Source organism: Mycolicibacterium arseniciresistens (genome assembly GCF_030519285.1).
GTDB classification, from domain to species: domain Bacteria; phylum Actinomycetota; class Actinomycetes; order Mycobacteriales; family Mycobacteriaceae; genus Mycobacterium; species Mycobacterium arseniciresistens.
The window spans coordinates 1-24,134 of record NZ_JAUMSQ010000065.1 but is presented as its reverse complement, the minus strand read 5'-3'; the positions used below and the strand labels follow the sequence as shown (position 1 = coordinate 24,134).

The following is a 24,134-nucleotide window of genomic DNA, read 5'->3' as shown; positions in this document are numbered from 1 at the left end:
CCCGTCTGACCGCGCCGATCCCCGACGGCGGGTCGTAGTATCGAGAGGGACTACGGAATGGACTACGGGGATAGTGGCACAGCAGACCCCGCCGGTGGCGGTCAAGACCGATGGACGCAAACGGCGCTGGCATCAGCACAAGGTCGACCGGCGCAACGAACTCGTGGACGGCACCCTCGAGGCGATCCGCCGACGTGGAAGCAACGTCAGCATGGACGAGATCGCCGCTGAGATCGGGGTGTCCAAGACGGTGCTGTACCGCTACTTCGTCGACAAGAACGACCTCACCACCGCGGTGATGATGCGATTCGCCCAGACCACGCTGATCCCGAACATGGCGGCCGCGCTGACGTCGAACATGGACGGCTTCGACCTCACGCGGGAGATCATCCGGGTGTACGTCGAGACGGTGGCCAACGAGCCGGAGCCGTACCGGTTCGTGATGGCCAACAACTCGGCCAGCAAAAACCAGGCGGTCGCGAACTCCGAGCAGATCATCGCCCGGATGCTCGCGGTGATGCTGCGCCGCCGGATGGCCGAGGTCGGAATGGACACCAGCGGTGTCGAGCCGTGGGCGTTCCACACCGTCGGCGGCGTCCAATTGGCCACCCACTCGTGGATGTCGCACCCGCGTATGACGTCCGACGAACTCATCGACTACCTGACCATGCTGTCCTGGAATGCACTCTGCGGAATCGTCGAGGTCGGCGGCTCACTCGAGGTGTTCCGCAGGCAGGCACACCCGTCGCCGATCCTGCCCACCAGCCGATGACCGCCGAAGCCGAGCTGCCCGACGAGTGGACCCACGAACCGGGAGAGCTGCTGGCATTCCGTCCCGGCTCCAAGGTCGCCGACATCGACACCGACGCGACGCCCGGTTTCGGGGGGTCCAAGGACGACGCGAAAGCCCTGCAATGGGAACGCAACGAGGTGCTGGCCGAACTGCAGGAGATGTTCTACGCCGGCAGCAAGGGTGGGGGCGACACCCGATCGGTGCTGCTGGTGCTGCAGGGCATGGACACCGCGGGTAAGGGCGGGATCGTCAAACACGTTGTGGGGGCGGCGAATCCGCAGGGCGTGCGGTACACCAGCTTCGGCAAGCCGACCGAGGAGGAGCTGGCCCACCATTACCTGTGGCGCATCCGCAAGGCGCTGCCGCCCGCGGGACACATCGGCGTGTTCGACCGGTCGCACTACGAGGACGTGCTGATCGTGCGGGTCCACGATCTCGTCCCGCCGAACGTGTGGGCCACCCGCTACGACGAGATCAACGCCTTCGAACGCGAACTCGTCGACGGCGGAGTGACTCTGGTGAAGGTCGCGATGTTCGTCTCACTCGACGAGCAGAAGAAGAGACTGGAGAAGCGTCTCGCGCGGCCGGACAAGTATTGGAAGTACAACCCCGCCGACATCGACGAGCGCCTGCTGTGGCCGAAGTACGTGGACGCCTACCAGGCGATGCTCGACCGCACGTCGACCGACATCGCGCCGTGGCACATCGTACCCTCCGACCACAAGTGGTACAGCCGCCTCGCGGTCACCGAACTGCTCATCGAAGCGCTGGACGGCCTCGACTTGTCGTGGCCCCCTGCCGATTTCGATGTCGAGGCGGAGAAGCGCCGCCTCGCCGAGGTCTAGTTCGCTTTCGTTGCCGAGACTACGGTTGTTGATGCATTTCGGCTGATTCTCGTCAACAACTGTAGTGTCGGCGCGGCATCCCGGCGGCGCCGAGCGCCCGGTTGACGCGCTGCACGACCGCCGGCCTCTCCCATCGCAGTTGCCGTCCGCTGACCCGCACGAGGGTCCAGCCGCGGTGCGCCAGGAACTCCAACCGTTCGATGTCGTCGGCGTAGTCGTCCGGGCCGGTGAAGTGTTGCTCGCCGTCGTACTCGACACCCACCATCCACTCGGGCCACCCCATATCGATCCGGCGCCGAACCCGGCCACGCTCGTCGGCGACAGGAATCTGCGTCACCGGCCGCGGTAACCCGGACTGCACGAGCAGGAGTCGCAAGCGGGTCTCCTGCGGCGACTCAGCGCCGGCGTCGACCAGGTCGAGCGCCCGGCGGAAGTGACGGATCCCGCGGGCTCCCGGGTAGCGCGATGCCACCGCACCCGCCGCCGCGACCGGTACGCCGGTCGCATTGAGCAGGGCATCGATGCGGATCACTGCGCGCTCGAAGGTGAGTCGGCGGCCGAGGTCGTATGCGGTGCGGGCGGCTGTGGTGCAAGTCATTTCGCCCACGCGGCAGACTTCGTCATCGGCGACGGTTCCACTGTGGACGATGATGCCGGCCGGCGACGGGTATCTGACGCGGGCGACTTCTGCCGGGCCATCGACGGGCAGCCACTTCGAGCCGAGCACCGCGGCGGCCGAGCAACCCGCCAACACCGCCTCGCGACGTGACCACAGCCATGCGGCGACGGCCCGGTCGAACGCCGTCAGTTCCCTGCCCTTCGGGACGTAGACGTCGCGATGCAGCTTCACGTATCGACGGCGCAGGTCGTTTCGGGTCAATTGCCCGGCAGCGATCGCTTCTGAGGCCAGCATGACTCCTCGCACACCTGTTAGGCGCGCCAACAGCCGCGTCGGTTCCGCCGAATTCCGCCGAGACTACGGTTGTTGACGCATTTCGCGCGAAAACCGTCAACAACCGTAGTGTCGGCGCCAGAACTCAGTACGTGTAGAAGCCCTTGCCCGACTTCTTGCCCAGCTGGCCGGCCTCGACCATCCGCTGCAGCAGCGGCGGCGGCCCGTAGAGCGGCTCCTTGAACTCCTCGAACATCGAGTCCGCGATGAGCTTCAGCGTGTCCAGCCCGACCAGGTCCGACAGCTTCAGCGGGCCCATCGGGTGCGACAGCCCGGCGACGACGGCGGTGTCGATGTCCTCGACGGTGGCGACGCCGGCCTCGGCCATCCGGATCGCCGACAGCAGGTAGGGCACCAGCAGCGCGTTGACGACGAAGCCCGACCGGTCGGTGCAGCGCACCACCTTCTTGCCGAGCCTCTCACCCGCGAACTGCTCGACGCGGGCCAGCGCCTCGTCGTTCGTGACCAGCGTCGGCACCAGTTCGACCAGCGGAAGCACCGGCACCGGGTTGAAGAAGTGCAGGCCCAGCACGCGGCTGGGGTTCTTGGTGGCCGCGGCGATCTTCATGATCGGGATGCTCGACGTGTTCGACGCGAGCACGGCATCGGGATCGGTGACGGCCTCGTCGAGCTGCGCGAAGACCTTCGCCTTGACGGCCGCATCCTCGACGATCGCCTCGACCACCAGCTGGCGGTCCGCCAGGTCGGCGATGTCGGTGGCGACGCTCAACCGCGCGAGCGCCTCGTCACGTTCGGCTTCGGTCAGCTTGCCCTTGCTGACACCGCGCTCCAGCGACGAGACGATGCGGCCGCGGCCCGCCTCGGCAAGCGCCTCGGTGGGCTCGTAGATGCGGACGTCCACACCCGCGCGCAACGACACCTCGGCAATGCCAGCGCCCATCTGTCCGGCGCCCACGACGCCTACCCGCTCGATGCTCATTGATCTCCTCCGATACAGCGACAGGCCCCGCCCGAGAACACGGACGGGGCCTGACGCTATCAACTGACTTCTAGTGGAACTGACCCTCTTCGGTCGAGCCGGTCAGCGCCGTGGTCGAGCTGGTCGGGTCCACGGTGGTGGCGATCCGGTCGAAGTAGCCGGCGCCGACCTCGCGCTGGTGCTTCGTCGCGGTGTAGCCCCGCTCCTCGGCGGCGAACTCGCGCTCCTGCAGCTCGACGTACGCGCTCATCTGGTTGCGGGCGTAGCCGTACGCCAGATCGAACATCGAGTAGTTCAGGGCGTGGAAGCCCGCGAGGGTGATGAACTGGAACTTGAAGCCCATCGCGCCGAGCTCCTTCTGGAACTTCGCGATGGTCGAGTCGTCCAGGTGCTTCTTCCAGTTGAACGACGGCGAGCAGTTGTACGACAGCATCTGGTCGGGGAACTCCGACTTGACGCCCTCGGCGAACTTGCGGGCGAGCTCGAGGTCCGGCGTGCCGGTCTCCATCCAGATCAGGTCGGAGTACGGGGCGTAGGCCTTGGCGCGGGCGATACAGGGCTCCAGGCCGTTCTTGACCCGGTAGAAGCCTTCCTTGGTGCGCTCACCGGTGATGAACGGCTGATCGCGCTCGTCGACGTCGGAGGTGATCAGCGTGGCCGCCTCGGCGTCGGTGCGGGCGATGACCAGGGTCGGCACGTCGGCCACGTCGGCGGCCAGGCGGGCCGAGGTCAGGGTGCGGATGTGCTGCTGGGTGGGGATCAGCACCTTGCCACCGAGGTGGCCGCACTTCTTCTCCGACGCCAGCTGGTCCTCCCAGTGCGAACCGGCGACACCGGCGGCGATCATGGCCTTCTGCAGCTCGTAGACGTTCAGCGCGCCACCGAAGCCGGCCTCGCCGTCGGCGACGATCGGGGCCAGCCAGTTCTCGATCGAGGTGTCGCCCTCGACCTTGGCGATCTGGTCGGCACGCATCAGCGCGTTGTTGATGCGACGGACCACCTGCGGCACCGAGTTGGCCGGGTAGAGGCTCTGGTCGGGGTAGGTGTGGCCGGACAGGTTGGCGTCACCGGCGACCTGCCACCCCGAGAGGTAGATGGCCTTCAGCCCGGCGCGAACCTGCTGGACGGCCATGTTGCCGGTCAGGGCGCCGAGGGCGTTGACGTACTCGAGGTCGTGCAGCTGGCTCCACAGCACCTCGGCGCCGCGGCGGGCGAGGGTGTTCTCTTCGACGACACTGCCCTGCAGCGCGACGACGTCCTCGGCGCTGTACTCGCGGGTGATGCCCTTCCACCGGGGGTTGGTGTCCCAGTCCTGCTTGATCTGTTCGGGCGATTTCGGGGTGCCAACGGTCGACATCGACTGCTCCTTCGTGGGTACTGAATCGCTGCGGTGTGGCCGACTTTCCCGGCTTGCTAACACTCGAACGACTTCGCGGCTGTGCTCCTACGAGGATGCCTCAAGGTATAACTGCAGGTCCACCCGTTTCGCTTGCCAAGTTTCGCCAACACCCCCGGCTAACTTGTGAAGATTGCGAAGACAGCCCGCAGCTGTACCGGTTCAGAAGCTACTGATCAGTAACCCGTTTCCGCTGGTCAGTACGCCCGTACTGTTAAACCGGGATGATCAGAGCGTGAAGAGTGATGCGACGGCTTTCGTCTCGTCGCCGACCGCATATGTGAGCGTTGTAACAGTGCGATCCGTCAGCTCGGCGCCGAACTTGTCGGTCGAACCGGGCGGGTGCACGTGCGAGATGATCTCCAGTTTGTCGCCGAGGGCCACCGGCAGGTCGTGCTCGATGGTGGCGCGCAGCGGCTTCTGCAGCAGTTCGGGGTGGCTGCCCAGGTAGTCCTCGACCACCGACCAGTACACCGAGTTGTTCATGTGGTCGAAGATGTCGATGTCCGAGACGCGCACCGGGTACTCGCGGATCTCGGCGGCGTCCTCACGGGCACCCGCGCTGAGGTAGGCCTTCCAGCGCAGCCGGTTCACGTCGGTGGTGCGCCGCAGTCCGGCGATGAAGTCGTCGGAGATGCGCGCCGGACCCTGGGTCTCGCGGTTGATGTTGATCCAGAACGCCTCGGACTCCATCAGCCCGCCCTTGCGGCCGTCGATGCGCACCCGCATCTCGCACCACCGGTTCGACGTGCCCGAACACCAGCGGCGCAACCGCATCATGTCCTGGAACTCGATGGGCCGGATCAGGTCGATCATGGTGCGGCGCACGATCCACAGCGGATGGGTCTCCTCGAAGCCCAGTTCGCGGAGGTGGTCGGAGCCGATGTCCTGGATGTGACGGGTCGCGGCGTCGAATTTCAGGCGGCCGGTGCGGTCGACGTCGGCGACGCGCAGGGGCCAGCCGGTGTCGAACACGTCGGGGTGCGGGTCGGGCACCGGCATCATCGTCTTTGCCAGGCCGGCGCCGGCAGCTGCCTGCGTGCCGCTCACGTTCGTCCTTCCACATCGTTGCCCAACCGAATCATGCCAGGCGCCCCGATCCTTCCACAGCGGCTGCCCGTGCGAACGCTGCGAAGCGCTTCTTCGCACGTTGTTACGCTGGTCAGCATGGCCAAGACCTTCGTCGGCTCGCGCGTGCGGCAGCTGCGCAGCGAACGGGGCTACAGCCAGGCCGCCCTGGCTCAGAGGCTCGACATCTCGCCGAGTTACCTGAACCAGATCGAGCACGACGTCCGCCCGCTGACCGTCGCCGTGCTGCTGCGGATCACCGAGGTCTTCGGTGTCGACGCGACCTTCTTCGCCTCGCAGGACGACACCCGGCTCGTCGCCGAACTGCGAGAGCTGACGATGGACCGTGACCTCGGCGTCGAAGTCGACGTCGCGGAGATCGCCGACGTCGTCGCCGCGCATCCCACCCTCGCCCGCGCGATGGTGAACCTGCACCGGCGCTACCGGCTCACGACGGCGCAGCTCGCCGCGGTGACGGAGGAGCGATTCGCAGACGGCAGCGGTTCGGGCTCGATCACGATGCCGCACGAAGAGGTGCGCGACTACTTCTACGACCGGCAGAACTACCTGCACGAACTGGACACCGCCGCCGAGGACCTCACCATCCGGCTGCGCATGCACCGCGCGGAACTGGCCCGCGAGCTGTCCGACCGCCTGACCGCGGTGCACGGGGTCCGCATCGTCCGGCGCAACGACCTCGGTGAGAACGTCATGCACCGCTTCGATCCCGCGACGAAGACCCTGGAGATCGGCGGGCACCTCTCGTCGGGCCAGGTGGTGTTCAAACTCGCCGCCGAACTCGGCTTCCTGGAGTTCGGCGACCTGATCGACAGGCTCGTCGAGGAGGGCACCTTCACCAGCGACGAGTCCCGCACGCTGGCCCGCCTCGGGCTCGCCAACTACTTCGCCGCGGCGACGGTGTTGCCGTATCAGCAGTTTCACCACGTGGCGGAGAACTTCCGCTACGACGTCGAACGGCTGTCGGCGTTCTATGCGGTCAGCTACGAGACCATCGCGCACCGGCTGTCGACGCTGCAGCGGCCGTCGATGCGCGGTGTCCCGCTGTCGTTCGTGCGGGTGGACCGGGCGGGCAACATGTCGAAACGTCAGTCCGCCACCGGGTTCCACTTCTCCTCCAGCGGCGGCACCTGCCCGCTGTGGAACGTCTACGAGACGTTCGCCAACCCGGGCAAGATCCTGGTGCAGATCGCACAGATGCCCGACGGGCGGGACTACATGTGGGTGGCCCGAACGGTGGAACGGCGCGCGGCGCGCTACGGGCAGCCCGGCAAGACGTTCGCGATCGGGTTGGGATGCGAGTTGAGGCACGCGCACCGGCTCGTCTACTCCGAGGGACTCGACCTGTCGGGCGACGCCTCGGTGGCCACCCCGATCGGCGCGGGATGCCGGGTGTGCGAACGGGACAACTGCCCGCAGCGCGCCTTCCCCGCCCTCGGCCGGGCGCTGGATCTCGACGAGCACCGCTCGACGGTGTCGCCGTATCTGGTCAAGCAGACCTGATCCGTCACCGGTGCCCGGGCCTTTTGAGGCCCACCTGTGCCAGACTCGATGAGGTGAGTTCAGTAGAGCCTGCGCGCATCGAGCCCGGCGGATTCCGCGAACTGGGTCCACTCAACTGGGCCATCGCCAAGGCGGGCGCCCGCTCGATCCGGGCCCCGCGGTTCAGCCTCTTCAATGTCCTGGGCCGGCACCGGCTGCTGTTCCTGGCATGGCTGCCCTACAGCGGCGTCCTGCTCGGCCCGCTCGGCAAGCTCACCCGCCGGGACGCCGAAACGGTGATCCTGAGGGTCGGCCACCTGCGCGACTGCGAGTACGAGCTGCAGCAGCACCGCAGGCTGGCCCGCAGCCGCGGTGTGGACGCCGAGACGCAGGCCCGCATCTTCGACGGCCCGGACGCCGAAGGCCTCACCGACCGGCAGCGGGTGCTGATCACCGCCACCGACGAGTTCGTCGTCACCCGCGGCGTCTCCCCGGAGACGTGGAAGGCGCTGGCGAAGCACCTGACCGAGCAGCAGCTGATCGAATTCTGCATGCTCGCAGCACAATACGACGGCCTGGCGGCGACCATCAGCACCCTGCAGGTGCCGCTCGACTTCCCGGACTGACTACAGGTAGGTCACGCCGAGCACGATGATCGAGAACAGCACGGGCGCCGCGGGCAGGCACCACAGAAACGCCGCCCACACGTGCGACTTGCGCTGGTAGTGGCGCCATCCCAGCACCCCCGCCGCGACGCCGAGCAGCAGTGAGACCGCCGCCACCAGCAGCACCCAGAAGCTGATGTCGGAGGTGCCGGTGGCCAGCGAGATGCCGATCAGCCACAGGACGTGCCCGATCACCAATCCGCCGATGCCGGCGACGAGCTCGTTTCTCAAAAGTTGATCATGTGGCCGGTGAGGCCGTGGAAGCATTCCTGCAGCGCCTCCGACATCGTCGGGTGGGTGTGCACGTTGCGGGCGAGCTCGGTGGCCGTCAGGTCCCACTTCTGCGCCAGCGTGAGCTCGGGCAGCAGTTCGGACACGTCGTGGCCGATGAGGTGGCCGCCGATCAGCTCGCCGTACTTCGCGTCCGCGATCAGCTTGACGAAGCCGCTCGGGTCGCCCATGCCGTGCGCCTTGGCGTTCGCGGTGAACGGGAACTTCGCGACGACGACGTCGTAACCCTCGTCGCGGGCCTGCTCCTCGGTGAGCCCGAAGCTGGCCACCTGCGGCTGACAGAACGTGGCGCGCGGCATCATCCGGTAGTCGCCCAGCGGCAGCGTCTCCGCGCCGGCGATGGTCTCGGCCGCGACCACGCCCATCGCCTCGGCGACGTGCGCCAGCTGCAGCTTGCCCGTCACGTCGCCGATCGCGTAGACGTGCGGCTTGTTGGTGCGCATGTAGTCGTCGATGCCGATGCCGCCGCGCTCGGTGAGTTCCACCCCGGCCTTGTCGAGGTCGTAGCCCTCGACGTTCGGGACGAATCCGATGGCCTGCAGCACCTTCTCGGCCTTGATCTCCTGCGACTTGCCGTCCTTGCTGACGGTGACGGTGACCTCTTTGCCGTCGTCGTCGATCGACTCGACCTTGGTGCCGGTGAGGATCTTGACGCCGAGCTTCTTGAACTGCTTCTCGATCTCCTTGGAGACGTCGGCGTCCTCGTTGGGCAGCGCCCGCGGCAGGAACTCGACGATGGTCACCTCGGTGCCGTAGTTCTTCATCACGTACGCGAACTCCATGCCGATCGCGCCCGCGCCTGCGATGACGATCGACTTCGGCAGTTCACGCTCCATGATCTGCTCTTCGTAGGTGACGACGTTCTCCGACAGCTTCGTGCCGGGCACCAGCTTGGTGTGCGCGCCGGTGGCGATGATGACGTTGTCGAACGTGACCTCTTCGGTGCCGCCGTCGTTCAGGTCGACCGACAGCGTGTGGTCGTCCTTGAACTTCCCGTAGCCCTGGATCTCGGTGATCTTGTTCTTCTTCATCAGGAAGTGCACACCGGTGACGCGGCCGTCGGCGACCTTGCGGCTGCGGTCGTAGGCGACGCCGTAGTCGAACGTCGCCTCCCCGCTGATGCCGAAGGTCTTGGCTTCTTTGGTGAAGATGTGGGACAGCTCGGCGTTGCGCAGCAACGCTTTCGACGGGATGCAGCCGACGTTGAGGCACACCCCGCCCCAGTACTTGGGTTCGACAACGGCGGTGTTCAGCCCGAGTTGGGCGGCGCGGATGGCCGCGACGTACCCGCCGGGACCGGCTCCGAGGACGACGACGTCATAGTGGGTCACGCCCACCAGCCTAGTGGTCCGACGGTGCGCGCTACCGGGCGATCCAGCCGAACACGTAGGCGCCGTAGAGCACGGCCGCGGCGGCCGTCGACGCCAGCGGCGCCGACATCAGCCCGATCGCCATCGCCGACACCTTCGGCCGGTGCGCGACCATCGCCGCCAGCAGTCCCGCCACCGTGCACGCGACCAGGTACACCAGCACCGCGAAGACCGGCCACCGCTTGGTCAGGTCCGGGTCGGTGTACCACCACTGGTACAGGCCGGCGCCGATCCCGGCCGCGGCCACCCACACTCCCGCCACGACGAGCGCGAACATCCACCGCTTGACGAACTGGTAGGAGCCCGGCACGACGAGCGGCTGGGCGGCGGCCACCTGTTCGGGCATCGGCTCGGACGGCACGTCCTCGAACGCGACGGGCGGTGCGTAGTCGGGTGAGGGCGCGAGCACCGGTTCGGGTTCGGCGGCACGGGGCTCGACCGGGTTGCGCAGTGCCTCGAAGCTGCCGGTGTCGAAGGTCGGCAGGTACGGCGAGGTGTTGTCGCTGGTCTTCTCTTCTGTCTTCTCAGGCACCGCTCACCACCTGGGTCAATGTCAGGACTCCGAACCACCCGGGCGCGATCGCGACGATGAAGGCCCCGAGCGTGGTCACCCAGCGCTGGGCCGAAAGCAGGATGGCCAGCATGCCGATCGTTCCCGGTACGCCGACCACCAGGCCGATCACCACGTCGGGCCGGACGCTGGCGTCGACGAGCAGGATCGTCGTCACGCCGGCGAGCAGCCCCACCGCAGCGCCGACCAGCATCGCGCCGGTCAACAGCCAGGCCCTGGGAAGGGGGATCACGATTGAAAACGATAAGGGCCGAGAACGGTGTCAGCCCTCAACCGGCGCGGCGCGCCCAGGTAACGGACATGCATCCGATTCGACACGGCCGGTCTCGGCGACGACGTGGGTGCCGTGCGGCTGCGGGCGCTCCCCGGCCTCGTAGCGGGCGCCGGTGAGCGGCGGATCCCCGGCGAGTGCGGCGTTCTCCTCGGCGGTGAAGGCCCTGCCCCGGCTGAGGAACCGCTTGCCCTCCGGCGCCTCGAGGCTGAAGCCGCCGCCGCGGCCCGGCACCACGTCGATCACCAGTTGGGTGTGTTTCCACGTGTCGAACTGCGGCCCCGAGATCCAGACCGGAACGCCCGGCTCGCCGACGTCGAGCACGGCGAGCAGGACGTCGCGGTCGCCGACGATGAAGTCGCCGTCGGGGTAGCACATCGGCGAGGAGCCGTCGCAGCAGCCGCCGGACTGGTGGAACATCAGCGCGCCGTGGCGGGCCTGCAGCGTCTCGAGCAGGTCGGCGGCGGCACGGGTGATGAGCGCCCTGTGCGGGCGAACGCTCGTCAGAAGAACCCCTGGGCCTTGTCGCTGTAGGACACCAGCAGGTTCTTGGTCTGCTGGTAGTGGTCGAGCATCATCTTGTGGTTCTCCCGGCCGATGCCGGACTGCTTGTAGCCGCCGAAGGCCGCGTGCGCAGGATAGACGTGATAGCAGTTCGTCCACACCCGGCCGGCCTTGATGTCGCGCCCGGCGCGGTAGGCGGTGTTGCCGTCGCGGCTCCACACGCCCGCGCCAAGCCCGTAGAGGGTGTCGTTGGCGATGCGGATGGCGTCGTCGTAGCCGTCGAACGACGTCACCGCGACCACGGGCCCGAAGATCTCCTCCTGGAAGATCCGCATGGCGTTGTCCCCGGCGAAGATCGTCGGCTGCACGTAGTAGCCGCCGTTGAGATCGCCACCGAGGTCGGCGCGCTCGCCGCCGGTGACCACCCGGGCGCCCTCGGAGCGGCCGATCTCGATGTAGGACAGGATCTTCTCCAGCTGGTCGTTGGAGGCCTGGCTGCCGATCATCGTCTCGGTGTCGAGCGGGTCGCCCTGGCGGACGGCCTTGGTCCGGATCGCGGCCAGCTCGAGGAACTCGTCGTAGATGTCGGCCTGCACCAGGCTGCGCGACGGGCAGGTGCACACCTCGCCCTGGTTGAGCGCGAACATCGTGAAGCCCTCGAGCGCCTTGTCCTGGTAGTCGTCGGCCGCGGCCATCACGTCGGAGAAGAAGATGTTCGGGCTCTTGCCGCCCAGCTCCAGCGTCACCGGGATGAGGTTCTGCGACGCGTACTGCATGATCAGCCGCCCGGTGGTGGTCTCGCCGGTGAACGCGATCTTGGCGATCCTGTTCGACGACGCCAGCGGCTTGCCCGCCTCGAAGCCGAAACCGTTGACCACGTTGAGCACGCCCGCGGGAAGCAGGTCGCCGATCAGCGACATCAGATAGAGGATCGACGCCGGGGTCTGCTCGGCGGGCTTGAGCACGACGGCGTTGCCCGCGGCAAGGGCGGGCGCCAGCTTCCAGGTGGCCATCAGGATCGGGAAGTTCCAAGGGATGATCTGGCCGACGACGCCGAGCGGTTCGTGGAAGTGGTAGGCGACGGTGTCGTCGTCGATCTGTGACAGCGACCCCTCCTGGGCACGGATCGCGCCTGCGAAGTAGCGGAAGTGGTCGACGGCGAGCGGGATGTCGGCGTTGAGCGTCTCGCGGATCGGCTTTCCGTTGTCCCACGACTCGGCCAGCGCCAGCGACTCCAGGTTCGCCTCGATGCGGTCGGCGATCTTGTTCAGGATCACCGCGCGCTCGGCGGGCGACGTCTTGCCCCAGGCCGGTGCGGCGGCGTGCGCAGCGTCGAGGGCCTTCTCGACGTCGGCCTCGGTCGAGCGCGGGATCTCGCAGAACCCCTGTCCGGTGACCGGCGTCGGGTTCTCGAAGTACTCCCCGCCGGCCGGCGCCACCCACTCGCCGCCGATGAAGTTGGCGTATCGCGACTCGAACGACATCAGCGCGTCGGCGGTGCCTGGGCGGGCGTAGGTGGTCATGGGTGCCTCCCTCGATCAGCGGTGTAACTGAGGTCACAGTACGCTCGCCGCCACAATGAATTCCATGGCTCCTGAAGACCGCTCGCGCGACGAGACCACGACAGCCGATCCCCATCTGTGGCTCGAGGACATCACCGGCGACGACGCGTTGAACTGGGTGCGCGCGCACAACGAGCCCACACTCGCCGGCCTGGCCGGGGACCGCTTCCAACAGATGCGGGCCGAGGCGCTCGAGGTTCTCGACACCGATGCCCGCATCCCCTACGTGCGGCGCCGCGGTGAGTACCTGTACAACTTCTGGCGCGACGCGGCCAACCCGCGCGGGCTGTGGCGGCGCACCACCCTGGACAGCTACCGCGGTGAGAACCCCGACTGGGATGTCGTCATCGACGTCGACGAGCTGGCGCGCGCCGACGACGAGAACTGGGTGTGGGCGGGCGCCGACGTCATCGAACCGGAGCGCACCCTGGCCCTGGTGAGCCTCTCCCGAGGTGGCTCGGATGCCGCGATCGTCCGCGAGTTCGACATGCGGACAAGGCAGTTCGTCGACGGCGGATTCGAGCTGCCGGAGGCGAAGACCCAGATCGACTGGGTCGACGAGGACACCGTGCTGGTCGGCACCGACTTCGGCGACGGTTCGCTGACCGACTCGGGTTACCCGAGGCTGGTGAAACGGTGGCGCCGCGGGCAGCCGCTGGCCGACGCCGAGACGCTGTTCAGCGGCGAGCCCAGCGACGTCGTGGTGGCCGCACACACCGATCGCACACCGGGATTCGAGCGCACCATGCTGCGCCGGGCGGTCGACTTCTACAACGACGAGGTCCACGAACTGCGTGGCGACGAGCTGATCCGGCTCGACGCACCCACCGACGCCACGGTCTCGGCGCACCGCGAATGGCTGCTCATCGAGCTGCGGACCGACTGGAACACCGGCGCCGCCGAGTACCGCGCCGGCTCGTTGCTGGCCGCCGACTACGAGCAATTCCTCTCCGGCACAGCGCAACTGCAGGTGGTGTTCGAACCCGATGACCACACCTGCCTGTACCACTACACGTGGACCCGGGACCGGTTACTGCTCGTGACGCTGGCCGACGTGGCGAGCCGGGTGCAGGTGGTGACGCCGGGTACCTGGACCGCCGAACCCGTGCCGGGGATCCCGGAGAACACCAACACCGTGGTGGTGGCGGCCGACCGCGACGGTGACGAGATATTCCTGGACTCAAGCGGATTCGACACGCCGTCGCGGCTGTTGCACGGCACCGCGGGGGGAGCGCCGACCGAGATCAAGCGGGCGCCGTCGTTCTTCGACGCCGCCGACCTCGAGGTCAGCCAGCACTTCGCCACCTCGGCGGACGGCACCCGGGTGCCCTATTTCGTCGTCGGGCACCGGCACAGCCAGGCGCCGGGACCGGTGCTGCTCGGCGGGTACGGCGGGTTCGAGGTGTCCCGTACGCCGGGCTACGACGGGGTGCTCGGCCGGCTGTGGCTGTCACGCGGGGGCACCTACGTGCTGGCCAACATCCGCGGCGGCGGCGAGTACGGCCCGGGCTGGCACACGCAGGCGATGCGCGCGGGACGCCACCTCGTGTACGAGGATTTCGCGGCGGTGGCGGCGGACCTGGTGGCCCGCGGCCTGACGACGGTCGAGCAACTGGGCGCCCAGGGTGGTAGCAACGGCGGCCTGCTGATGGGCGTGATGCTGACGAAATACCCGGAGTTGTTCGGCGCGCTGGTGTGCAGCGTGCCGCTGCTCGACATGAAGCGGTTCCACCTGCTGCTGGCTGGCGCGTCGTGGATGGCCGAGTACGGCGACCCGGACAACCCCGACGACTGGACCTTCATCTCGGAATACTCGCCGTACCAGAACATCTCGGCCGATCGGCCGTACCCGCCGGTGCTGATCACCACGTCGACCCGTGACGACCGGGTGCACCCGGGGCACGCCCGCAAGATGACCGCGGCGCTCGAGGCGGCCGGTCAGCCGGTGCAGTACTACGAGAACATCGAGGGCGGCCACGGCGGCGCGGCCGACAATTCGCAGGCCGCGTTCCGGTCGGCGTTGATCTACGAATTCCTGCACCGGAAGTTGAGCACGTAGCGGTGTAACGGATGGCGGGTCGGGCGGCACTCAGTCGTATAACCGATCCGCCATTCACATCAGGAGCCGCACATGACCACCATCCACGACCACAGTGTCAGGAGCTTCCTCACCGGAGCCGGACTCGAGCGAGCCGGAGCGGTGCTGATCCGCTACAGCCTCGTCCTCGTCATCGGCTGGCTCGGCCTGATGAAGTTCACCACCTACGAGGCCAAGGGCATCGAACCGCTCGTCGCCAGCAGCCCACTGATGAGCTGGGTGTACGACATCTTCTCGGTCACGACGTTCTCGGCGCTGCTCGGCGTCGTCGAGGTGACCGCCGCGGTGCTGCTGGCGGTCAAGCCGCTGTGGCCCCGCGCATCGGCGCTCGGCAGCGTGATCGCCATCGGCCTGTTCGTCGCCACGATCAGCTTCCTGGTCACCCTGCCCGACGCCTTCGCGGCGGAGGAGGGCGGCTTCCCGATGCTCACCCTCAGCGGCGGATTCCTGATCAAAGACGTTGTGCTGATCGCCGTCTCGGTGTGGACGCTGGCCGATGCGCTGAAGTCGGCCGAAGCGGACCGCCGCGGAGCTACCCTCACGACGAGATGACCACCGCCACCGGCGATGAAGCGGCGCTCGTGGCCTCCCTTCGGGATGGTGACGAGGCCGCCTTCGCGCTCCTGGTGGATCAGCACACCCCGGCGATGCTGCGGGTGGCGCGCGGCTACGTGCACACCCACGAGCAGGCCGAGGACGTGGTGCAGGAGGCGTGGATCGCCCTGCTGAAGGGCATCGCGGGTTTCGAGGGGCGGTCGTCGGTGCGCACGTGGCTGTTCACGGTGCTGATCAACATCGCCAAGTCCAGGGCGGTGCGCGAGCGGCGCGACAACGACCTGCAGATCATGGCGTTCACCGAGGGCACTGTCGATCCCGCACGGTTCCGCGACGCCGGTGACGAGTGGCCGGGACACTGGCGCACCGATGCCACACCCGCGCCCTTCCCCGACACTCCAGAGGGCTCGGTGCTCGGCGACGAACTCGTGGCGGTCGCCCGGCGCGAACTCGACAAGCTGCCGGAGCGGCAGCGGCAGGTGGTCACGATGCGCGACCTGCTCGACCTCGACTCGGCCGAGGTGAGTGAACTGCTCGGCATCACGGCCGGCAACCAACGGGTGCTCCTGCACCGCGGCCGTGCGGCGGTCCGGCAGTCGCTCGAAGACTACGTGCGAGACAACGACGTGAAAGACAATGACGGTAGGGACCAGCGATGACCGGCGACATGGACTGCAACGAACTCGTCGAACTGGTGACCGCGTATCTCGACGGCTCGCTGGATCCCGACACCCGGGCGCGCTTCGACGTGCATCTGGTCGAGTGCGACGGCTGCGAGCACTACCTGCAGCAGTTCCGCACCACAGTCGACACGCTGGGCCGGATCGGCGACGACGCGATCGAACCGGCGTTCCGTGACCGGCTGCTCGACGCGTTCCGCGACTGGCGGTGAGTCAGACGCGCTCCCCTGCCACACTGCAGCCATGCCCGACTTCGAGACCCTGCTCTACACGGTCGCAGCGCCGATCGCCACGATCACGCTGAACCGTCCCGACCAGCTCAACACGATCGTGCCGCCGATGCCCGACGAGATCGAGGCCGCCGTCGGCCTGGCCGAACGCGACCCGGCGGTCAAGGTGATCGTCTTGCGCGGCGCGGGCCGGGCGTTCTCCGGCGGCTACGACTTCGGCGGCGGCTTCGGTCAGTGGGGCGAGGCGATGAACACCGACGGCCGGTGGGACCCGGGCAAGGACTTCGCGATGGTCAGCGCCCGCGAGACGGGTCCGACCCAGAAGTTCATGGCCATCTGGCGGGCGTCCAAGCCGGTGATCGCCCAGGTGCACGGCTGGTGTGTGGGCGGTGCGAGTGACTACGCGCTGTGCGCCGACCTCGTCATCGCCAGCGAGGACGCCGTCATCGGCACCCCCTACAGCCGGATGTGGGGCGCGTACCTCACCGGGATGTGGCTCTACCGGCTGAGTCTGGCGAAGGTGAAGTGGCATTCGCTGACCGGTGAACCGCTCACCGGCCGTGAGGCCGCGGACGTGGAACTGATCAACGAGGCGGTGCCGTTCGAGCGGCTCGAGGCCCGTGTCGCCGAGATCGCCGGGCGGCTCGCCAGAATCCCGCTGTCGCAGTTGCAGGCGCAGAAACTCATCGTCAACCAGGCCTACGAGAACATGGGGCTGGCGTCCACCCAGACGCTCGGCGGCATCCTCGACGGGCTGATGCGCAACACCCCGGATGCGCTCGACTTCATCGACACCGCGTCCAGGGAGGGCGTCCGGGCCGCGGTCGAGCGCCGCGACGGCCCATGGGGCGACTACAGCCAGGCACCGCCGGAGCGCAGGCCGGATCCGTCACACGTGATCGAACCCTGAGCGCCGTTCGCGTCGCAACCCGCCGAGCATCGCCACCAGCACACCGACCAGCACCAGCGCGCCGCCGGCGGCCAGGGTCAGGTTGAACCAGTGGTGCAGGCTGCCCTCGGCGTGACCGACCATCGCGTCGGCGATCAGGCGGATGTCGCCGGTGGTGTTGCCGAGCGCGCCGTCGATGCGCCCGCGGGCGACCTCCAGTCCGGCCCAGCCTGCAGCGCCCACCAGGAGCGCCGATACTCCCAGTGCGGCAACGGCTTTGCCGCGCGACCGGGCGGCGGCCAGGGTCAGCAGGGCGAACACCCCGGCCAGCACGGCCGAGCCCACGGCGGCCCACGGCGTCCAGGTGGCCAGCGGCCGCAGCTTGCCGGGCCGCAGCTCGGCGGACGGGACGGTGATCGGCACCTCGAGCGTCTCGGGCACGCCGAGGTTGAGGTCGCCCAGCGTCGCGCGGAACGACGTGTCAGACAGCATCGGCGCGACGTCGATCAGCCACTGGTTCTGCTGGTCGCCGGGCTGCGCGGAGTCGGTGAACACATAGCGGTGCGCGATGCGGTTGGCCTGCGCGAACTGGCCGGGGAAGCCGGCGTTGCCGGTGTAGGACGACGCGACCTGGCGCACCAGGGCGGGGTTGAGCCCGCCGTAACCGTTGCCATCGGCGAGGTCGAGGATCTGGGTGGTCAACTCGGCGGCGACCGCCTGTTGCAGTGCTGGATCCTCGGCGGCCGACGCGGCGAATTCGGCGTAGCCGTCCTCGCTGACGACGGTCGTCTGGGCCCACGCCGTCGGCACCGCGACCGCGAGGGCTGCCGTCGTGACGAGCCACAGCAGCACCGTCATGACGAATCGCACGCCCGGGCCTCCCCACGTCGGTGAAGGACCGCGCGGGGTTTCAGTCCGTCAGCGCCCGTCCCACGATCAGCGGATCCGCGCGGCCGACCACCTCGTGGTCCTTGTTGTCGTAGTCGAACTTACCGAGCACGTGGCGCATGGCGTTGATCCGGGCGCGCTTCTTGTCGTTGCTCTTGACCACGATCCAGGGCGCGAACTCGGTGTCCGTCAGCGCGAACATGTCCTCTTTGGCCTGCGTGTAGTCGTCCCACTTGTCCAGCGACGCCAGGTCCGTCGGGGACAGCTTCCACTGCCGCACCGGGTCCACCTGCCGGATCGTGAAGCGGGTGAGCTGCTCGCTCTGGGTGACCGAGAACCACAGCTTGGTCAGGCTGATGCCGTCGTTGACCAGCATCTGCTCGAAAAGCGGTGCCTGCCGGGTGAACTCGGCGTGCTGCTCTGGTGAGCAGTAACCCATCACGCGCTCGACGCCTGCGCGGTTGTACCAGGAGCGGTCGAACAGCACCATCTCCCCGGCGGCGGGCAGATGGGGAACGTAGCGCTGGAAGTACCACTGCGTCTGTTCGCGCTCGGTCGGCTTCTCCAGCGCGACGGTGCGGGCGCCGCGCGGGTTGAGGTGCTCCATGAAGCGCTTGATGGTGCCGCCCTTGCCCGCCGCGTCGCGACCCTCGAACACGATGACGTGCCGTAGACCGTTGGCCTGGCTCCACTTCTGCAGCTTGAGCAGTTCGATCTGCAGCAACCGCTTCTGCTGCTCGTACTCCTCGCGGCTCATCCGCTCGTCGTACGGGTAGTTCTCCCGCCACGTGTCGACGGGCTTGCCGCTCGGCTGCACGAGCAGCACCGGATCGTCGTCGTCATCGTCGCGGACGGTGTAGCCGTCGGTCAGCAGGGTCACGGCGCCGAACGTAACGGCTCGCCGGTACGCGAAAGTGACGCCGAAGTGAACTGGCGGTGGACGCCGCCGCGGACGCTAGCGGGCTTCGCGGCGGGGGCGGATGAGCGCCATCTTCGTCATCATCGTGTTCATCCGCTTGAGCGCCTTCTGGGACTGGTTGTAGTAGTTGCCGCCGGCGCCGACGCTGGTGCGCGGCGCCACCACGGCCTCCTGACGGCAGAACTTGCGCAGCCCGTCGGCGCCGCCGAACCGGGCGCCGATGCCCGAGGTCTTCCACCCGCCCATCGGCGCCGTGGTGCACATCAGGTTGGAGATCACGTCGTTGACGTTGACCGCGCCGCAATCGAGTTGCAGCGCAACAGCTTTGCCGCGTTCGACGTCCTTGGAGAACACCGATGCGCTCAAGCCGTAGGGGCTGTCGTTGGCGAGGCGCACGGCCTCCTCGACGCTGGACACCTTCATGATCGGCAGGGTCGGGCCGAACGTCTCCTCGGTCATGCACATCATCGAGTGGTCGACGTCGACGAGCACCGTCGGCGGGTAGAAGCTGCCCTCACCGGCGGGCCGTTCGCCGCCCGTCAGCGCGCGGGCACCCTTGGCCTTGGCGTCCTCGACGTGGCGCTCGGTGACGGCGACCTGACTCTGGTCGATCTGAGCGCCGATGTCGTTGCCGTCACCCGCGCCGACCTTGAGGTTCTCGACCGCGCGCACGACGGCGTCGACGAACTGCTGGTAGATCGCGTCGAGGACGTACACCCGCTCCACCGACACACATGTCTGGCCGGCGTTGAACATCGCGCCCCAGACGGCGGCGTGCGCGGCCAGGTCGACGTCGGCGTCCTCGAGCACGATCATCGGGTCCTTGCCGCCCAGCTCAAGGCTGACCGGGGTGAGCCGGCGCGCGGCGCGCTCCATCACCTTCGCGCCGGTGGCGCTGGACCCGGTGAACTGGATGTAGTCGGAGTTGTCGACCACGGCCTCGACGGCCTCGCGGGCGCCCTGCACGATCGCCATCACCTCGGGCGCCCCGGAGTCCAGCCAGCCGCGCAACAGCAGCTCGGCCGTCAGCGGTGTCCGCTCCGACGGCTTGAGCAGCACCGCGCAGCCGGCGGCCAGCGCGGCGATGCCGTCCATCAACAGGTTGGCCACCGGGTAGTTCCACGGCGCGATGATGCCGACGACCGGACGGGGCCGGTAGTGCACCGTGACCTTCTTGATCGACAGGAACGGCAGCGACGCCGGCCGGCTCTCCGGCGCCAGCGCCTTCTCCATGGTCTTGATGTAGTACGAGGCGATCATGATCAGCAGCGGCACCTCCTGCGCCGCGTCGACCGCGGACTTGCCGGTCTCCTTGATCAGCAGCTCTTCGATCTCGTCGCGGTGCTCACCCAGCCACACGGCGTAGCGGGCGAGGACCTTCGCGCGGCCTTTGGCGCCGCGGGCCTCCCAGTCGCGCTGCGCGGACCGCAGGCCGGTCGCGATGCGCGGCACGTCGGTGGGGTCCGTCCAGCGCACGGTGCCGGCGACGGCGCCGGTCGCGGGGTTGCGGATGGTGCCGGTCTCGGCCGCGTCCACGTCAGGCGTAGCAGTCATGACCCCATGCTAACCGCCTGCTGTGACGCAGATCGCAGTGGGGTTGACACCTGTCAAGTGGGGTGCCGGAGCACGCGGCCGGCCAACGTCACGATCGCCGTGCCGAGCAGCAGCGCTCCGACCGTGTCGGTGAAGTAGTGGAAGGTCGATCCGACGGCCAGCATGCCGACCGCCACGGGCAGCGCGGCCAGTGCCAGCACCCACAACCGTCTCCCTGCGGCCAGCACCACCAGGCCCGACACCACCACGAGCGTCGTCACGTGACCGCTCGGATACGCCAGGGCGCCGCCGCTCAGGCGGCCGAACAGCGGCTTGACGGTCCAGACCACCGCGATGCCCAGCGGCGGGCAGATCACCGCGGCGATCGCCAGTCGCCACCGTCCGCGCCACAGCGCGACGGCGAATATCGCGGCCAGCACGGCGAGCAGCACCCGCCAGTCCACCACCACCCGCCACCACCGCGGGAAGTCGCGGTCGGAGAACCAGGCGTCCAGACCGGTGGTCCCGGTGCCGACGGCGACGCCGAGCAGCACCATCGCCGCGATCGCGACCGGCGGCCACCATGCGGCCGCTCTCGTCATCGACACCTCAGCCGGCGATGCCCTGCACGTACGCCGCCTGCCCCAGGTGCTGGGCGCAGTCGTCGACGATGCTGACCAGGCGCGCGCTCGCGGTGACCGGTGGATCCCACCGCTCGTCGACGATCCGGCTCAGGTCCTGCGGCGTCACCGACGCGATGTACTCGAGCGTCACCTTGTGCACGGCGTGGTAGTAGCCGGCCAGCAGATCGGCCGACGCCCGGACCTTGTCGACGTCGTCCGCACCGTGGCCGTACCCGGTGTCGTCGCGCGGGAGGTCGAGCCCGAACCGGTCGACCCAGCCGTCGCGCGTCCACACCTCCTCGACCCCGGCGATGTCGCACAGCTGTGCGTCCTGCACACGGGCGCTGTGCCACAGCAGCCAGGCGATCGTGTTGGCGGTCGGTGCCGGCCGGTAGAGCGCCACCTCGTCGGACAGCTCGTCGGCGATCGCGTCGACGTGCTCGATGAGCCGGGTGAACGAGTCACGCAGCAGTTCGCGGGCCGCGGTCGCGTCGGAGTCAGCCATGGGTCTCAACGTACCCGTGACCCGGTCAGAACTGCCGCCCGAAGCGGGCCGCCGGGGCGCTTACGATCGGTCGGTGACAGCGCTGAGCAGAGTCGTTGTGGCCGCGATGATCCCGGTGAACATCGTATTGATCCTGTGGGTCTGGGTGGGTCGCGCGATGTTCGGCGGAACGGTGGGTCTGATCGCACTGATATCGGCGTTCACGGTGGTTCCCTTGCTCGTGATCGCGCTGTCGATGTCGACGTGGTCGGCGTTGCGGCACACGCGCCGGCACGGCCGGCTGACGACCGCTCAGATCGTGGTGCAACTGCTGCTGTGGCTGCTGCTGTTCGTCATCGGCGCAGTGCTGCCCGATGTGGCGGACAACAACGCCGAGCAGTCGGTGCTGACCAGGACCGTCGGCTGGAGCGGCGAGCTGCTGACGGTCGGCTTCGAACTCGCGAAGTGGCTCGCCGTGGCGGCGGTGGCGTGCTGGATCGTCTTCATGGCGCTGCTGTCGCGGGGACGCGGCGCGGTGACGATCCCGCCGCACTAACCCTTGGGGCCGCCGCCGTGGAAGACCGCCTCGACGTTGTTGCCGTCGGGATCGCGGACGAACGCCCCGTAGTAGTTCTCGTGGTACTCCGGCCACAGTCGCGGCTCGTGCAGCGGCTCCGCACCCAGCGCCAGCGCGGTGTGGAAGAACGCCTGCACGCTCTCGGGGTCCTTCGCGGCGAACGCGACGTGCATCTCCCGGTTGGGGCCGGGCACCTCGCCGGCGTTCATGTCGGCGATCCAGAAGTGTGGATGCCCCTCGGCGCCGTAGCCGACGGCCACGCCGAAGTCCATCTGCCTGCTGTAACCCAGGACGTGGAGCACCTTGTCGTAGAACTCTTTTGACCTGTCGAAGTCAGCGCAGTTGATTCCGAAGTGATCGATCACCCCGTCACCGTACATTCGTGCCATGACATATGACCTCCTCATTCGCAACGGCACCGTCGTCGACGGCCTCGGCGGTGAGCCGTTCACGGCGGACGTCGCGGTGTCCGACGGCGTCATCGCCGCGGTCGGCGCCGTGGACGGGACGGGCGTGCGGGAGATCGACGCCACCGGCCTGCTGGTCACGCCGGGATTCGTCGACCTGCACACCCACTACGACGGACAGGCCATCTGGTCGGACCGGATGACACCGTCGTCGGCGCACGGCGTGACCACAGCGGTGATGGGCAACTGCGGCGTCGGCTTCGCGCCGTGCCGGCCGGAGGACCACGACGTGCTGGTCGACGTGATGGCGGGCGTGGAGGACATCCCGGGCGTGGTCATGGTCGACGGCCTGCCGTGGACGTGGGAGACCTTCCCCGAGTTCCTCGACGCGCTGGATTCGCGACAGCGCGACATCGACGTCGCCGCCTTTCTGCCGCACTCGCCGCTGCGCGTCTACGTGATGGGCCGGCGCGGCGTCGAGCGCGAACCGGCCACCCCCGAGGACCTGGCGATGATGCGCAAGCTCGCCGCCGAGGCCGTCCAGGTCGGCGCGCTGGGCTTCGCGTCGTCGCAGCTGACCCTGCACAAGAGCGAAAGCGGCCATCCCATCCCGAGTTTCGGCGCGGCGTACGCGGAATTCGACGCGATCGCCCGTGGCGTCCGCGACGGCGGAGGCGGGCTGATCCAATTCGTGCCCGACCTCGTCGCCGGTGACTACGAGCCCGCGCTGCGGACGGTGTTCGACGTGGCCGAGGACGTCGGCCTGCCCGTCACCTTCACCCTGGCGATCGGCAACGCCGGTGACCCGTTCTTCGTCGACGCGCTCACCATGGTGGAGAAGGCCAATGCGGCCGGCGGTGACATCAGCGCCCAGGTGTTCCCGCGGCCGATCGGCCTGGTGCTCGGCCTCGAACTGTCCGGCCACCCTTTCGTGCTCTACCCGAGCTACCGCGAACTGGCGGGCCTGCCGCTGGCCGAACGGGTCGCCGAGATGCGCAGACCCGAAGTGCGCGAACGCATCCTGAACGACACCGCGGCCGGCGACGGGCATCCGCTGATGTTCGCCGCGCAGGCGTTCGAGTGGATGTTCCCGCTGGGCGACCCGCCGAACTACGAACCCGACCGGTCGGACAGCATCGCCGCCAGGGCGCGGGCGCGCGGCGTGAGCCCGCTCGAGGAGGCCTACGACCGGGTGCTCGACGACGACGGGCACGCCATGCTGCTGGTCACCCTGGCCAACTTCCGGGACGGCTCGCTGGACACGGTGGCCGACCTGATCCGCCGCGACGATGTGGTGCTCGGCCTCGGCGACGGCGGCGCGCACTACGGGATGATCTGCGACGCAAGCTTTCCGACGTACATGCTGACGCACTGGGTCCGTGATCGCGCGGCGGGCCTGCTGTCGGTCGCCGACGCGGTGCGGGAGCTGACGTCCGCGCCCGCGCGGGTGGCCGGCCTCGCCGACCGGGGCCGCATCGCGGTCGGCTACAAAGCCGACCTGAACGTCATCGACCCCGATGCGC

General features: G+C 68.3%; 27 protein-coding genes. 11 read left to right on the top strand and 16 right to left on the bottom strand.

Annotated features, from left to right (window positions below; translation table 11 throughout):
* Positions 1 to 73 precede the first annotated feature (73 nt).
* Positions 74 to 772, top strand: coding sequence for a TetR/AcrR family transcriptional regulator (locus tag Q2100_RS11570; RefSeq protein WP_264013087.1), 699 nt, complete (start codon positions 74 to 76; stop codon positions 770 to 772).
* A complete protein-coding gene (locus Q2100_RS11565) occupies positions 769 to 1,638 on the top strand; it encodes a polyphosphate kinase 2 family protein (RefSeq protein ID WP_302914168.1) in 870 nt (289 codons plus the stop codon). The genes Q2100_RS11570 and Q2100_RS11565 overlap by 4 nt, the downstream gene beginning before the upstream one ends.
* Positions 1,639 to 1,690: 52 nt before the next feature.
* Here Q2100_RS11565 and Q2100_RS11560 read toward each other — a convergent pair whose 3' ends face one another.
* From Q2100_RS11560 to Q2100_RS11545, 4 genes are all read right to left on the bottom strand, one after another.
* Positions 1,691 to 2,563, bottom strand: coding sequence for an endonuclease domain-containing protein (locus Q2100_RS11560; RefSeq protein ID WP_302914167.1), 873 nt, complete (start codon positions 2,561 to 2,563; stop codon positions 1,691 to 1,693).
* Positions 2,564 to 2,675: 112 nt separating this feature from the next.
* Positions 2,676 to 3,530 carry a 3-hydroxybutyryl-CoA dehydrogenase gene (locus Q2100_RS11555; protein ID WP_302914166.1) on the bottom strand — a complete coding sequence of 285 codons (855 nt, stop codon included), beginning with the start codon at positions 3,528 to 3,530 and terminating at the stop codon, positions 2,676 to 2,678.
* Positions 3,531 to 3,600: 70 nt separating this feature from the next.
* Complete coding sequence (aceA, locus tag Q2100_RS11550) at positions 3,601 to 4,887, bottom strand: isocitrate lyase (protein ID WP_264013083.1); 1,287 nt, start codon at positions 4,885 to 4,887, stop codon at positions 3,601 to 3,603.
* Between the two features lie 267 nt (positions 4,888 to 5,154).
* A complete protein-coding gene (locus Q2100_RS11545) occupies positions 5,155 to 5,931 on the bottom strand; it encodes an acyl-[acyl-carrier-protein] thioesterase (protein ID WP_264013150.1) in 777 nt (258 codons plus the stop codon).
* A 162-nt stretch (positions 5,932 to 6,093) separates the two neighbouring features.
* On the opposite strand from Q2100_RS11545, the gene ramB reads away from it, so the two are divergent.
* Positions 6,094 to 7,515 (top strand): acetate metabolism transcriptional regulator RamB, encoded by a 1,422-nt coding sequence (ramB, locus tag Q2100_RS11540; RefSeq protein WP_302914165.1) that lies wholly within the window; start codon positions 6,094 to 6,096, stop codon positions 7,513 to 7,515.
* A gap of 53 nt (positions 7,516 to 7,568) precedes the next feature.
* Positions 7,569 to 8,120, top strand: coding sequence for a carboxymuconolactone decarboxylase family protein (locus Q2100_RS11535; RefSeq protein ID WP_302914164.1), 552 nt, complete (start codon positions 7,569 to 7,571; stop codon positions 8,118 to 8,120).
* Here Q2100_RS11535 and Q2100_RS11530 read toward each other — a convergent pair whose 3' ends face one another.
* The 6 genes from Q2100_RS11530 to adh are packed head-to-tail and all read right to left on the bottom strand — an operon-like array spanning position 8,121 to position 12,689.
* A complete protein-coding gene (locus tag Q2100_RS11530; protein ID WP_302914163.1) occupies positions 8,121 to 8,390 on the bottom strand; it encodes a hypothetical protein in 270 nt (89 codons plus the stop codon).
* A complete protein-coding gene (gene lpdA / locus Q2100_RS11525; protein ID WP_264013079.1) occupies positions 8,387 to 9,781 on the bottom strand; it encodes a dihydrolipoyl dehydrogenase in 1,395 nt (464 codons plus the stop codon). The genes Q2100_RS11530 and lpdA overlap by 4 nt, the downstream gene beginning before the upstream one ends.
* 31 nt (positions 9,782 to 9,812) lie before the next feature.
* On the bottom strand, positions 9,813 to 10,352 hold the full coding sequence (locus Q2100_RS11520) for a hypothetical protein (protein WP_264013078.1): 540 nt from the start codon (positions 10,350 to 10,352) through the stop codon (positions 9,813 to 9,815).
* Entirely contained in the window at positions 10,345 to 10,623 is a 279-nt protein-coding gene (locus Q2100_RS11515; RefSeq protein ID WP_302914162.1) for a putative holin, read from the bottom strand. Before Q2100_RS11515 ends, Q2100_RS11520 begins: the two co-directional genes overlap by 8 nt.
* 30 nt (positions 10,624 to 10,653) lie before the next feature.
* Positions 10,654 to 11,169: a DUF779 domain-containing protein gene (locus Q2100_RS11510; RefSeq protein WP_302914180.1), complete on the bottom strand. Its 516-nt coding sequence runs from the start codon at positions 11,167 to 11,169 to the stop codon at positions 10,654 to 10,656.
* Positions 11,166 to 12,689 (bottom strand): aldehyde dehydrogenase, encoded by a 1,524-nt coding sequence (gene adh / locus Q2100_RS11505; protein ID WP_302914161.1) that lies wholly within the window; start codon positions 12,687 to 12,689, stop codon positions 11,166 to 11,168. Before adh ends, Q2100_RS11510 begins: the two co-directional genes overlap by 4 nt.
* 64 nt (positions 12,690 to 12,753) lie before the next feature.
* On the opposite strand from adh, the gene Q2100_RS11500 reads away from it, so the two are divergent.
* From Q2100_RS11500 to Q2100_RS11480, 5 genes are all read left to right on the top strand, one after another.
* Positions 12,754 to 14,787 (top strand): prolyl oligopeptidase family serine peptidase, encoded by a 2,034-nt coding sequence (locus tag Q2100_RS11500; protein WP_302914160.1) that lies wholly within the window; start codon positions 12,754 to 12,756, stop codon positions 14,785 to 14,787.
* A 72-nt stretch (positions 14,788 to 14,859) separates the two neighbouring features.
* The gene (locus tag Q2100_RS11495; RefSeq protein WP_302914159.1) at positions 14,860 to 15,378 is read left to right on the top strand and encodes a YkgB family protein; all 519 of its coding nucleotides are present in this window, start codon (positions 14,860 to 14,862) and stop codon (positions 15,376 to 15,378) included.
* Positions 15,375 to 16,040 (top strand): RNA polymerase sigma factor, encoded by a 666-nt coding sequence (locus Q2100_RS11490; protein ID WP_302914158.1) that lies wholly within the window; start codon positions 15,375 to 15,377, stop codon positions 16,038 to 16,040. The genes Q2100_RS11495 and Q2100_RS11490 overlap by 4 nt, the downstream gene beginning before the upstream one ends.
* Before the next feature lie 8 nt (positions 16,041 to 16,048).
* On the top strand, positions 16,049 to 16,273 hold the full coding sequence (locus Q2100_RS11485) for an anti-sigma factor family protein (protein ID WP_372503741.1): 225 nt from the start codon (positions 16,049 to 16,051) through the stop codon (positions 16,271 to 16,273).
* Positions 16,274 to 16,304: 31 nt separating this feature from the next.
* Positions 16,305 to 17,201: a crotonase/enoyl-CoA hydratase family protein gene (locus Q2100_RS11480; protein WP_264013069.1), complete on the top strand. Its 897-nt coding sequence runs from the start codon at positions 16,305 to 16,307 to the stop codon at positions 17,199 to 17,201.
* Here Q2100_RS11480 and Q2100_RS11475 read toward each other — a convergent pair.
* The 5 genes from Q2100_RS11475 to Q2100_RS11455 all read right to left on the bottom strand — a co-directional run bounded on the left by Q2100_RS11475 (position 17,181) and on the right by Q2100_RS11455 (position 21,648).
* Entirely contained in the window at positions 17,181 to 18,050 is an 870-nt protein-coding gene (locus tag Q2100_RS11475) for a hypothetical protein (protein WP_302914157.1), read from the bottom strand. The genes Q2100_RS11480 and Q2100_RS11475 overlap by 21 nt on opposite strands.
* A 40-nt stretch (positions 18,051 to 18,090) precedes the next feature.
* The gene (gene ppk2 / locus Q2100_RS11470) at positions 18,091 to 18,948 is read right to left on the bottom strand and encodes a polyphosphate kinase 2 (protein WP_302914156.1); all 858 of its coding nucleotides are present in this window, start codon (positions 18,946 to 18,948) and stop codon (positions 18,091 to 18,093) included.
* A 75-nt stretch (positions 18,949 to 19,023) separates the two neighbouring features.
* On the bottom strand, positions 19,024 to 20,541 hold the full coding sequence (locus Q2100_RS11465; RefSeq protein ID WP_302914155.1) for an aldehyde dehydrogenase family protein: 1,518 nt from the start codon (positions 20,539 to 20,541) through the stop codon (positions 19,024 to 19,026).
* Positions 20,542 to 20,594: 53 nt separating this feature from the next.
* Positions 20,595 to 21,122, bottom strand: a complete 528-nt coding sequence (locus tag Q2100_RS11460) for a phosphatase PAP2 family protein (RefSeq protein ID WP_302914154.1) — start codon at positions 21,120 to 21,122, stop codon at positions 20,595 to 20,597.
* A 7-nt stretch (positions 21,123 to 21,129) separates the two neighbouring features.
* Complete coding sequence (locus tag Q2100_RS11455) at positions 21,130 to 21,648, bottom strand: mycothiol transferase (protein ID WP_302914153.1); 519 nt, start codon at positions 21,646 to 21,648, stop codon at positions 21,130 to 21,132.
* A gap of 73 nt (positions 21,649 to 21,721) precedes the next feature.
* On the opposite strand from Q2100_RS11455, the gene Q2100_RS11450 reads away from it, so the two are divergent.
* A complete protein-coding gene (locus Q2100_RS11450) occupies positions 21,722 to 22,183 on the top strand; it encodes a hypothetical protein (RefSeq protein ID WP_302914152.1) in 462 nt (153 codons plus the stop codon).
* On the opposite strand, the gene Q2100_RS11445 is transcribed toward Q2100_RS11450, so the two are convergent.
* Positions 22,180 to 22,569 carry a VOC family protein gene (locus Q2100_RS11445; RefSeq protein WP_302914179.1) on the bottom strand — a complete coding sequence of 130 codons (390 nt, stop codon included), beginning with the start codon at positions 22,567 to 22,569 and terminating at the stop codon, positions 22,180 to 22,182. The genes Q2100_RS11450 and Q2100_RS11445 overlap by 4 nt on opposite strands.
* A 22-nt stretch (positions 22,570 to 22,591) precedes the next feature.
* On the opposite strand from Q2100_RS11445, the gene Q2100_RS11440 reads away from it, so the two are divergent.
* The coding region (locus Q2100_RS11440; RefSeq protein ID WP_302914151.1) for an N-acyl-D-amino-acid deacylase family protein at positions 22,592 to 24,134 on the top strand (1,543 nt) is incomplete at its 3' end.